Genomic DNA, 11,585 nt, shown 5'->3' with positions numbered 1-11,585 from the left:
TAAGGACCATTCACCATCATGGTTGAACTTGAAATAGACGGCAAGAAGGTCGAGGTGCCCGAAGGCAGCATGGTGATCCAGGCTGCGCACAAGGCGGATACGTACATTCCTCACTTCTGCTATCACAAGAAACTGTCGGTTGCGGCCAACTGCCGGATGTGTCTCGTCGAAGTCGAGAAGATGCCGAAGGCCGTGCCTGCCTGCGCGACCCCCGTGTCGGCCGGCATGATCGTCCGCACGCAGTCCGACAAGGCTGTGAAGGCGCAGCAGTCGGTGATGGAATTCCTCCTCATCAATCACCCGCTCGATTGCCCGATCTGCGATCAGGGCGGCGAATGCCAGCTGCAGGATCTGGCGGTCGGCTACGGCAAGTCGTCGTCGCGCTACTCGGAAGAAAAGCGCGTGGTGTTCCACAAGAACGTGGGCCCGCTGATCTCGATGGAAGAAATGTCGCGCTGCATCCACTGCACGCGCTGCGTCCGCTTCGGCCAGGAAATCGCCGGCGTGATGGAGTTCGGCATGCTGGGCCGCGGCGAGCATTCGGAAATCACGACGTTCGTCGGCAAGACGGTCGACTCCGAAATGTCGGGCAACATGATCGACCTGTGCCCGGTCGGCGCGCTGACCAGCAAGCCGTTCCGCTACAGCGCCCGTACCTGGGAACTGTCGCGTCGCAAGTCGGTGAGCCCGCACGATTCCGTCGGCGCGAACCTCGTCGTGCAGGTGAAGAACAACCGCGTGATGCGCGTGCTGCCGTTCGAGAACGAAGCGATCAACGAATGCTGGATCTCGGACAAGGACCGTTTCTCGTATGAAGGCCTCAACAGCGAAGAGCGCCTGACGAAGCCGATGCTGAAGCAGGGCGGCCAGTGGATCGAGACCGACTGGCAGACCGCGCTCGAATACGTCGCGAAGGGCATGAAGGGCATCGCCGCGGATCACGGCGCGAACGCGCTGGCGATGCTCGCGAGCGCGCACAGCACGGCCGAAGAGCTGTTCCTCGTGAAGCAGCTCGCCAACGAACTGAAAACGCCGAACGTCGACTTCCGTCTGCGTCAGCAGGATTTCTCGGCACCGGTCCAGGGCGCGCCGTGGCTCGGCATGCCGATCGCCGATCTGTCGAACGTGGACGCCGCGTTCGTCGTCGGGTCGTTCCTGCGCCGCGACCACCCGCTGTTCGCATCGCGCCTGCGTCAGGCTGCGAAGAACGGTGCGAAGCTGCACTTCCTGCACGCGACCGGCGACGATTCGCTGATCCCGACCGCGCAACGCATCGTCGCCGCGCCGTCCGCATGGCTCGACGAGCTGGCCGGCATCGCCGCGGCCGTCGCGCAACTGCGCGGCGTCGCGCTGCCCGACGCGCTCGCGGGCGTCACGGCATCGCCGGCCGCGCAGGCTGTCGCGCAGTCGCTCGCGAACGGCGAACGCCGCGCGGTGCTGCTCGGCAACGTCGCGGTCCGTCATCCGCAATTCGCGAAGCTGCACGCCGTCGCCCAGTGGATCGCCGACAACACCGGCGCCACGTTCGGCTTCCTGACGGAAGCGGCGAACACGGTCGGCGCGCATGTGGTCGGCGCACTGCCGGGCGAAGGCGGCCTGAACGCACGCGAAGCGTTCGCGCAGCCGCGCAAGGGCTACGTGCTGCTGAACGTCGAACCGGAATTCGATACGGCCGACCCGGCGCAGGCACTGGCCGCGCTGAACCAGGCGGAGATGGTCGTCGTGATGTCGCCGTTCAAGCACGGCCTCGACTACGCCGACGTGCTGCTGCCGGTCGCGCCGTTCACGGAAACGGCCGGTACGTTCGTCAACGCGGAAGGCACCGTGCAGAGCTTCAACGGCGTCGTGCGCCCGCTCGGCGACACGCGTCCGGCGTGGAAGGTGCTGCGCGTGCTCGGCAGCCTGCTCGGCCTGCCGAACTTCGAATACGAGACCGCGGAAGAAGTGCGTGTCGCCGCGCTCGGCGACGCCGGCGTCGCGGGTCGCCTGTCGAACCAGACGTCGGTCGCGCCGGCCCGTGCCGCGGCGAATGCCGCGAACGGCGGTTTCGAGCGCCTGGCCGATGTGCCGATCTATCACGCCGACGCACTCGTGCGCCGCGCGGGTGCGCTGCACCTGACGGCCGCCGCGAAAGCGGCGAACGTCGCAGCCCTGCCGGCCGCGCTGTTCGACAAGCTGGGCTTGAAGGAAGGCGACGCGGTGCGCGTGCGCCAGGGCGAGCGTGCGGTGCAATTGCCGGCCGTGCGCGACGCGAATCTTGCGGAGACGGTCGTTCGCGTGTCGGCGGCGACGCCTGCCGGCGCAGCGCTCGGCAGCCTGTCCGGTGAACTGGTGGTGGAGAAGGCGTAAATGAGCTTGTTCGATACGATCAACGCGGGCGGGGCCCAGCTTCTCGGCTTCGCGTGGCCGACGGTGTGGGCAGTCGTGCGCATCCTCGTCGTCTCCGTCGTCATCCTGCTGTGCGTCGCGTACCTGATTCTGTGGGAACGCAAGCTGATCGGCTGGATGCACGTACGTCTCGGCCCGAACCGCGTCGGCCCCGGCGGCCTGCTGCAGCCGATCGCCGACGTGCTGAAGCTGCTGCTGAAGGAAGTCATCCAGCCGACCGCCGCCAGCCGCTGGCTGTACCTGATCGCGCCGATCATGACCGTCGTGCCGGCGTTCGCCGTGTGGGCGGTGATCCCGTTCCAGGCCGAAGCCGTGCTCGCGAACGTGAACGCGGGCCTGCTGTACGCGATGGCGATCTCGTCGATCGGCGTGTACGCGGTGATTCTCGCCGGCTGGGCGTCGAACTCGAAGTACGCGTTCCTCGGTGCGATGCGCGCCGCGGCACAGATGGTGTCGTACGAAATCTCGATGGGCTTCGCGCTGGTGCTGGTGCTGATGACGGCCGGCAGCCTGAACCTGTCGGAAATCGTCGGCTCGCAACAGCACGGCTTCTTCGCCGGCCACGGCGTGAACTTCCTGTCGTGGAACTGGCTGCCGCTGCTGCCGGCGTTCGTCGTCTACTTCATCTCGGGCATCGCCGAAACGAACCGTCACCCGTTCGACGTGGTGGAAGGGGAGTCGGAGATCGTCGCGGGTCACATGATCGATTACTCGGGTATGGCGTTCGCGCTGTTCTTCCTCGCCGAGTACATCAACATGATCGTGATCTCGGCGCTCGCTGCGACGCTGTTCCTCGGCGGCTGGGACGCCCCGTTCGAATTCCTGTCGTTCATCCCGGGCATCTTCTGGCTGGTGCTGAAGGTCTTCGCACTGCTGTCGGTGTTCATCTGGGTGCGCGCGACGTTCCCGCGCTTCCGTTACGACCAGATCATGCGTCTGGGCTGGAAGGTGTTCCTGCCGGTCACGGTGATCTGGGTGGTCGTGGTCGGCTGCTGGATGATGTCGCCGCTGAACATCTGGGTGAAGTAAGGACGAAATCATGACGGCTATCCAACACTTCTTTAAGACTTTCTTCCTGACCGAGCTGCTGAAGGGGCTCGCGCTGACCGGTCGTTACACGTTCAAGCGCAAGTTCACCGTGCAGTTCCCGGAAGAGAAGACCCCGATTTCGCCGCGTTTCCGCGGGCTGCACGCGCTGCGCCGCTATGAGAACGGCGAAGAGCGCTGCATCGCGTGCAAGCTGTGCGAGGCCGTGTGCCCCGCGCTGGCGATCACGATCGAATCGGAAACGCGCGCGGACAACACGCGCCGCACGACGCGCTACGACATCGACCTGACGAAGTGCATCTTCTGCGGTTTCTGCGAAGAGAGCTGCCCGGTCGATTCGATCGTCGAGACGCAGATTCTCGAGTACCACGGCGAAAAGCGCGGCGACCTGTATTTCACGAAGGATATGCTGCTCGCGGTGGGCGACCGCTACGAGAAGGACATCGCCGCGGCGAAGGCTGCCGACGCGCCGTATCGTTGATTGTGTTTGCAGTGCCGGCCCGGCATGAACGGGCCGAGCCGCCGCGACGGGTGCGGGCGTCCCGCAAGCCGCGCCTGACTATGGCCTAACGATGAACCGGTAATCATGGAATTCACGACCGTACTGTTCTACATCTTCGCGCTGCTCCTGGTGGTATCAGGGCTGAAGGTGATCACTTCGCGCAACCCGGTGGCGTCTGCGCTTTTCCTTGTGCTGGCGTTCTTCAACGCCGCCGCGATCTGGATGCTGCTGGAGGCGGAGTTCCTCGCGATCCTGCTGGTGCTGGTCTACGTGGGCGCGGTGATGGTGCTGTTCCTGTTCGTCGTGATGATGCTGGACATCAACATCGACTACCTGCGCCGCGATTTCAAGCGCTTCGTACCGATGGCCACCGTGGTCGGCGCGATCATCGTGATCGAAACCGCGCTGATCCTGTGGCGCGGTTACGGCGACACGCACACCGTGCATGCGATGGCGACGGGCGAGATGGCCAACTGGTCGAACACGCGCCTGATCGGCAAGGTGATCTACACCGACTACATCTTCGCGTTCGAAATCGCCGGCCTCGTGCTGCTGGTCGCGATCATCGCCGCGATCGGGCTGACCGAGCGCAAGGGCAAGGACAGCAAGCGCCAGCGTGTGTCGGATCAGGTCAAGGTGCGCCGCAACGACCGCGTGCGCCTCGTGAAGATGGAAGCGGACAAGCCGCAGCCGGAAGCGGCGCAAAGCGAAGCCGGTTCGGGCACCAACGGCTAAGCGGAGGAAAAGAAAACCATGCTGACTCTTGCTCACTACCTTGTGCTCGGCGCGATCCTGTTCGCGATCGCGATCGTCGGGATTTTCCTGAACCGCCGCAACGTCATCATCATCCTGATGTCGATCGAACTGATGCTGCTGGCGGTGAACACCAACTTCGTCGCGTTCTCGCACTATCTGGGTGACGTGCACGGCCAGATCTTCGTGTTCTTCGTGCTGACCGTCGCCGCAGCGGAAGCCGCGATCGGTCTCGCGATTCTGGTGACCCTGTTCCGTAAGCTCGACACGATCAATGTCGAGGATCTCGATCAGCTCAAAGGTTAATTTCAGGCAACGCTGTTATGTCAACGACACTCAATGAAAACCTGCTGCTGGCGATTCCGCTCGCTCCGCTGGCCGGCTCGCTGATTGCGGGGCTGTTCGGGAACGCAGTCGGGCGCAAGGGCGCACACCGGATCACGATCCTCGGCGTATTGATCGCGTTCCTCCTGTCGGCGAAAGTCTTCTTCGACGTGATGGGCGGTGCGAGCTTCAACGCGACCGTCTACGAATGGATGAACGTCGGCTCGCTGAAGCTCGAAGTCGGCTTCCTCGTCGATTCGCTGACCGCGATGATGATGGTCGTCGTGACCTTCGTCTCGCTGATGGTGCACGTGTACACGATCGGCTACATGGCGGAAGAGGACGGCTACCAGCGCTTCTTCTCGTACATCTCGCTGTTCACGTTCTCGATGCTGATGCTCGTGATGAGCAACAACTTCCTGCAGCTGTTCTTCGGCTGGGAAGCGGTGGGTCTGGTGTCGTACCTGCTGATCGGTTTCTACTTCACGCGTGAGAGCGCGATCTACGCGAACATGAAGGCGTTCCTCGTGAACCGCGTGGGCGACTTCGGCTTCCTGCTCGGCATCGGCCTGCTGCTCGCGTTCGCTGGCTCGATGAACTACGGCGAAGTGTTCGCGAAGCGCGCGGAACTCGCGAGCCTGCACTTCCCGGGCACCGACTGGGGCCTGCTGACCGTTGCCTGTATCTGCCTGTTCATCGGCGCGATGGGTAAGTCGGCGCAGTTCCCGCTGCACGTGTGGCTGCCGGACTCGATGGAAGGCCCGACCCCGATCTCGGCGCTGATTCACGCGGCGACGATGGTCACGGCCGGCATCTTCATGGTCTCGCGCATGTCGCCGCTGTTCGAGCTGTCGGATACCGCGCTGTCCTTCATCACGGTGATCGGCGCGATCACGGCGCTCTTCATGGGCTTCCTCGGCATCGTCCAGAACGACATCAAGCGCGTGGTCGCGTACTCGACGCTGTCGCAGCTCGGCTACATGACCGTCGCGCTCGGCGTGTCCGCTTACCCGGTCGCCGTGTTCCACCTGATGACGCACGCGTTCTTCAAGGCGCTGCTGTTCCTCGGCGCCGGCTCGGTGATCATGGGCATGCACCACGACCAGGACATGCGCAACATGGGCGGCCTGCGCAAGTACATGCCGATCACGTGGATCACGTCGCTCGTCGGCTCGCTCGCGCTGATCGGTACGCCGTTCTTCTCGGGCTTCTACTCGAAGGACTCGATCATCGACGCGGTGAAGCTGTCGCACCTGCCGGGTTCGGGCTTCGCGTACTTCGCGGTCGTCGCGAGCGTGTTCGTCACGGCGCTGTACTCGTTCCGCATGTACTTCCTGGTGTTCCACGGCGAAGAGCGCTTCCGCCAGCCGAAGCATCCGGAATCGCCGATGGGCATGGCGGCCGCGCACGGCCACGACGATCACGGCCATGGCCACGGTCATGACGACCACGCGCACGAGCCGCACGAGACCCCGTGGGTCGTGTGGGTGCCGCTGGTCCTGCTGGCGATCCCGTCGGTGATCATCGGCGCGATCGCGATCAGCCCGATGCTGTTCGGCGATTTCTTCCAGCACGGCGTCGCATTCGACAAGGTGATCTTCATCGGCGAAAACCATCCGGCGCTGGCCGAGATGGCCGAAGAGTTCCACGGCTGGGTCGGCATGGGCCTGCACTCGGTGTCGGGCCTGCCGGTGTGGCTGGCGCTCGCCGGTGTCGTCGTCGCGTGGTTCCTGTACCTGAAGCGTCCGGAGCTGCCGGCGTCGATCCGCCGCGCGTTCGGCCCGATCTACACGCTGCTGGACAACAAGTACTACATGGACAAGATCAACGAAGTGGTGTTCGCCCGCGGTTCGGTGGCGATCGGCCGCGGCCTGTGGAAGGAGGGCGACGTCGTCGTGATCGACGGCCTCGTCAACGGCAGCGCCCGGTTCATCGGCTGGTTCGCCGGCGTGATCCGCTTCCTCCAATCCGGTTACATCTATCACTACGCGTTCGCCATGATCATCGGCATGCTGGGGCTCCTGACCCTGTTTGTAACGCTCGGCGGCAAATAAGGCGGGGGGACAACTAATGCACGCTTTTCCGATTCTCAGTACCGCGATCTGGCTGCCGATCGTTTTCGGCCTCCTCGTGCTTGCGGTAGGTAACGACAAAAATCCGGGGACGGCCCGCTGGGTTGCGCTGATCGGTGCGCTGCTCGGCCTCGCGGTCACGATCCCGCTGATCACGGGCTTCGACTCGAGCACGGCTGCGCTGCAGTTCGTCGAGAAGTCGACCTGGATCGAACGCTTCGACATTGCGTATCACCTCGGCGTCGACGGCATCTCGATGTGGTTCGTCGTGCTGACCGCGCTGATCACCGTGATCGTCGTGATCGCCGCGTGGGAAGTGATCACCGAGAACGTCGCACAGTACCTCGCGGCGTTCCTGATCCTGTCCGGGATCATGATCGGCGTGTTCTCGGCGGCCGACGGCCTGCTGTTCTACGTGTTCTTCGAGGCGACCCTGATCCCGATGTACATCATCATCGGCGTGTGGGGCGGCCCGAACCGCGTGTATGCGGCGTTCAAGTTCTTCCTGTACACGCTGGCCGGCTCGCTGCTGATGCTGGTCGCGCTGATCTACCTGTACACGGAAACGCACTCGTTCGACCTCGCGACGTGGCAGAACGCGAAGATCGCGATGACGCCACAGATCCTGCTGTTCATTGCGTTCTTCCTCGCGTTCGCGGTGAAGGTGCCGATGTGGCCGGTGCACACGTGGCTGCCGGACGCGCACGTGGAAGCGCCGACGGGCGGCTCGGTCGTGCTGGCCGCGATTATGCTGAAGCTCGGCGCGTACGGTTTCCTGCGCTTCTCGCTGCCGATCACGCCTGACGCGAGCCACTTCCTGGCACCCGTCGTGATCACGCTGTCGCTGATCGCGGTGATCTACATCGGCCTCGTCGCGATGGTGCAGGCCGACATGAAGAAGCTGGTCGCGTATTCGTCGATCGCGCACATGGGCTTCGTCACGCTCGGCTTCTTCATCTTCAACCAGCTCGGCGTCGAAGGCGCGATCATCCAGATGATCTCGCACGGCTTCGTGTCGGGCGCGATGTTCCTCTGCATCGGCGTGCTGTACGACCGCGTGCACTCGCGCCAGATCGCCGATTACGGTGGCGTCGTCAACGTGATGCCGAAGTTCGCGGCATTCGCGATGCTGTTCTCGATGGCCAACTGCGGCCTGCCGGGTACGTCGGGTTTCGTCGGCGAGTTCATGGTGATTCTCGCGGCCGTCCAGTACAACTTCTGGATCGCATTCGGCGCGGCATTCACGCTGATCCTCGGCGCGGCCTACACGCTGTGGATGTACAAGCGCGTGTATTTCGGCGCGGTCGCGAACGATCACGTTGCCAAGCTGAAGGACATCGGCCGTCGCGAATTCCTGATGCTGGCCGTGCTCGCCGCGTTCACGCTGCTGATGGGCTTGTATCCGAAGCCTTTCACCGACGTGATGCACGTTTCCGTCGAAAACCTCCTCTCCCACGTCGCGCAGTCGAAGCTGCCGCTGGCCCAGTAATCGCGAGCGGAGGAAATCAAGATCATGAACGCTCCTATGAATGTCCTGTTGCCTGACGCGCTGGTGATGGCCGCCATCGTCGTCGCATGGCTGAACGACACCTTTACCGGTGCTTCCGGCCGCCGCCTGACCTATCTGATCGCGGTCGTCTCGTCGGTCGTCGCCGGCGTGTGGTTCGCGGTCCAGGCGCTCGACCCGCACCAGTACTACTTCTTCTCGAAGATGGTCGTCGTCGACTCGTTCGCGAGCATGATGAAGGCGGTCGTGTCGTTCGGTTTCGCGGTCTCGCTCGTCTATTCGCGCAAGTACCTCGAAGACCGCGACATGTTCCGCGGCGACGTGTTCCTGCTCGGCATGTTCTCGCTGCTCGGTCAGCTGGTCATGGTGTCGGGCAACAACTTCCTGACGCTGTACCTCGGTCTCGAACTGATGTCGCTGTCGCTGTATGCGGTCATCGCGCTGCGTCGCGATGCCGCGCAGTCGAGCGAAGCCGCGATGAAGTACTACGTGCTGGGCGCGCTCGCGTCGGGCTTCGTGCTGTACGGCATCTCGATGCTCTACGGCGCGACCGGCTCGCTCGAACTCGGCGAAGTGTACAAGGCGGTCGGCGGCAACACCGACGCGGCCGTGCTGATGTTCGGCGTGATCTTCATCGTCGCCGGTATCGCGTTCAAGCTCGGCGCCGTGCCGTTCCACATGTGGGTGCCGGACGTCTACCAGGGCGCACCGACCGCGATGACGCTGTTCGTCGGCGGCGGCCCGAAGGTTGCCGCGTTCGCGTGGGGCCTGCGCTTCCTGGTGATGGGCCTGCTGCCGCTCGCGCAGAACTGGCAGACCGCGCTCGTGATCCTGGCCGCGCTGTCGCTGATCGTCGGTAACATCACCGGTATCGTCCAGCGCAACATCAAGCGGATGCTCGCGTACTCGGCGATCTCGAACATGGGCTTCGTGCTGCTCGGCCTGCTCGCGGGCATCGTGAAGGGCGACGCGGCGGCACCGGCGAACGCCTACAGCTCGGCGATGTTCTACGCGATCGTCTACCTGATCACGACGCTCGGCTCGTTCGGCGTGGTGATGCTGCTCGCGCGCCGCGATTTCGAAGCGGAAACGATCGACGACTTCAAGGGCCTCAACAAGCGCAGCCCGGTGTTCGCGTTCGTGATGATGGTCATGATGTTCTCGCTGGCCGGCATCCCGCCGACCGTCGGCTTCTACGCGAAGCTGGCCGTGCTCGAGGCGACCGTCAACGCGGGCCTCACGTGGCTGGCCGTGCTGGCCGTGATCACGTCGTTGTTCGGCGCGTTCTACTACCTGCGCATCGTGAAGCTGATGTACTTCGATGCGCCGCAGGATTCGACGCCGATCTCGGGCGACTTCTGCAAGCGCACGATCCTCGTGCTGAACGGCCTGGCGGTCGTCGTGCTCGGCCTGATCCCGAGCCCGCTGCTGACCGCCTGCCTGCAGGCAATCCGTCACACGCTGCCGCTGTAATGTCGGCAGCCGGCTGGTTCATCGTGCTGTTGGCGCTCGTCTGCGCCAACCTGCCGTTCCTGAACCAACGCCTCTTCGCCGTCGTGCCGTTCGGCGCGACGAAGAAGAACGCGTGGGTGCGGATCGGCGAGCTGATCGTGCTGTACTTCATCGTCGGCGCGCTCGGCTTCTGGCTCGAGTCGCGCGCCGGCAACCGCTTCGAACAGGGCTGGCAGTTTTACGCGATCACGTTCAGTCTGTTCGTCGTGTTCGCGTTTCCCGGCTTCACGTTCCAGTATCTCGTCAAACGACGCTGACGGCTTCGGCCGTCCGTCGTGCTCATCCAGGAGCCGCCGATGGCCGAACTACCCAATCACGACGCCGCACTGACCGAAACCTGCCTCGAGAGCGAGGCAATCTTCGACGGCGCGTTCCTCAAGCTCAAGCGCGATACCGTCCGTCTGCCGGACGGCAAGAAGGCCACGCGCGAGTACGTGCAGCACCCGGGCGCGGTGATGGTGATCCCGCTGTTCGACGACGGCCGCGTATTGATGGAAAGCCAGTATCGCTATCCGATCGGCAAGGTGATGGCCGAATTCCCGGCCGGCAAGCTCGACCCGAACGAAGGCGCGCTCGCGTGCGCGGTGCGCGAACTGCGCGAGGAAACCGGCTACACGGCACGCGAATACGTGTTCCTCGCCCGCATTCACCCGATCATTTCCTATTCGACCGAATTCATCGACCTGTACCTCGCGCGCGGGCTGACGGCCGGCGAGCGCAAGCTCGACGAAGGCGAATTCCTCGAAACCTTCACCGCGACGCTGGCCGACCTGCAGGAATGGGTGCGCACGGGCCAGATCTCCGACGTGAAGACGATCATCGGCACGATGTGGCTCGACAAGGTGCTGTCCGGCACGTGGCCGCTCGGCCCGGTCGTCACGCCCTGAGTGCAGCGTCAGCGGCGAGCGGGGCACCGCGTTACAATCTGGTGACGCGGCGCACCCGTGCCGCGCGATCGGGATTTAGCACGATCGTTCACAAAATCGTTTTTTGCGCTACACTCGTCACACGCCCTGATTCAGCATGAAGGTCCTCGATTTACAGTGTCCGCACGGTCATCGGTTCGAAGGCTGGTTCGCTTCCGCCGATGAATTCGAAGCGCAGTTGTCCCGCAAGCTGGTCGAATGTCCGGTGTGCGGGACGACCGAGGTCAACCGTCTGCCGTCGGCGCCGCGCCTGAATCTGTCGGGGGCGACGCAGGCCCGGCCGGCCGATCCGCGTGCGCTGCAGGCGCAGGTGATGCGCGCGCTGCGCGAGGTGCTGGAGAAGACCGAGAACGTGGGCGAGCGCTTCGCCGAGGAAGCGCGGCGCATCCATTACAACGAGGCGCCCGCACGCAGCATTCGTGGCGTCACGACGCCGGAAGACGCGCAATCCTTGGTCGAAGAAGGCATCGACGTGATGCCGCTGCCGATTCCTGCCGCGCTGAAAGAACCGCTGCAATGACGTATGCAGTGAGTCCTGGCCGGGCCGGACGGCC

Annotated in this window: 11 protein-coding genes; all 11 read left to right on the top strand. The window is 64.0% G+C overall.

Features of this window, described 5'->3' with window-relative positions; all coding sequences use genetic code 11:
- Positions 1 to 18: 18 nt before the first annotated feature.
- Positions 19 to 2,349 (top strand): NADH-quinone oxidoreductase subunit NuoG, encoded by a 2,331-nt coding sequence (gene nuoG / locus H0X90_RS09950; RefSeq protein ID WP_077188907.1) that lies wholly within the window; start codon positions 19 to 21, stop codon positions 2,347 to 2,349.
- On the top strand, positions 2,350 to 3,417 hold the full coding sequence (gene nuoH / locus H0X90_RS09945) for an NADH-quinone oxidoreductase subunit NuoH (RefSeq protein ID WP_006484885.1): 1,068 nt from the start codon (positions 2,350 to 2,352) through the stop codon (positions 3,415 to 3,417).
- Positions 3,418 to 3,427: 10 nt separating this feature from the next.
- Positions 3,428 to 3,916, top strand: a complete 489-nt coding sequence (gene nuoI / locus H0X90_RS09940; protein ID WP_006484869.1) for an NADH-quinone oxidoreductase subunit NuoI — start codon at positions 3,428 to 3,430, stop codon at positions 3,914 to 3,916.
- 105 nt (positions 3,917 to 4,021) lie between these two features.
- Positions 4,022 to 4,672, top strand: a complete 651-nt coding sequence (locus H0X90_RS09935) for an NADH-quinone oxidoreductase subunit J (protein ID WP_006484877.1) — start codon at positions 4,022 to 4,024, stop codon at positions 4,670 to 4,672.
- A gap of 18 nt (positions 4,673 to 4,690) precedes the next feature.
- Positions 4,691 to 4,996: an NADH-quinone oxidoreductase subunit NuoK gene (nuoK, locus tag H0X90_RS09930; RefSeq protein ID WP_006478272.1), complete on the top strand. Its 306-nt coding sequence runs from the start codon at positions 4,691 to 4,693 to the stop codon at positions 4,994 to 4,996.
- Between the two features lie 17 nt (positions 4,997 to 5,013).
- Entirely contained in the window at positions 5,014 to 7,068 is a 2,055-nt protein-coding gene (gene nuoL, locus H0X90_RS09925) for an NADH-quinone oxidoreductase subunit L (RefSeq protein WP_006484887.1), read from the top strand.
- Positions 7,069 to 7,084: 16 nt separating this feature from the next.
- Entirely contained in the window at positions 7,085 to 8,575 is a 1,491-nt protein-coding gene (locus H0X90_RS09920) for an NADH-quinone oxidoreductase subunit M (protein WP_006484881.1), read from the top strand.
- 36 nt (positions 8,576 to 8,611) lie between these two features.
- On the top strand, positions 8,612 to 10,066 hold the full coding sequence (nuoN, locus tag H0X90_RS09915; RefSeq protein WP_171983970.1) for an NADH-quinone oxidoreductase subunit NuoN: 1,455 nt from the start codon (positions 8,612 to 8,614) through the stop codon (positions 10,064 to 10,066).
- A complete protein-coding gene (locus tag H0X90_RS09910; RefSeq protein WP_006484867.1) occupies positions 10,066 to 10,362 on the top strand; it encodes a DUF2818 family protein in 297 nt (98 codons plus the stop codon). The genes nuoN and H0X90_RS09910 overlap by 1 nt, the downstream gene beginning before the upstream one ends.
- Before the next feature lie 39 nt (positions 10,363 to 10,401).
- Positions 10,402 to 10,992, top strand: a complete 591-nt coding sequence (locus H0X90_RS09905) for an NUDIX domain-containing protein (RefSeq protein WP_006484889.1) — start codon at positions 10,402 to 10,404, stop codon at positions 10,990 to 10,992.
- A gap of 136 nt (positions 10,993 to 11,128) precedes the next feature.
- Positions 11,129 to 11,551 (top strand): DUF1178 family protein, encoded by a 423-nt coding sequence (locus H0X90_RS09900; RefSeq protein ID WP_006484892.1) that lies wholly within the window; start codon positions 11,129 to 11,131, stop codon positions 11,549 to 11,551.
- Positions 11,552 to 11,585 lie beyond the last annotated feature (34 nt).

The organism is Burkholderia sp. 9775_39 (assembly GCF_015712225.1).
GTDB lineage: Bacteria > Pseudomonadota > Gammaproteobacteria > Burkholderiales > Burkholderiaceae > Burkholderia > Burkholderia cenocepacia.
Note: the sequence above shows the minus strand (reverse complement) of the source record. Positions and strands in the feature narration are given on the sequence as shown.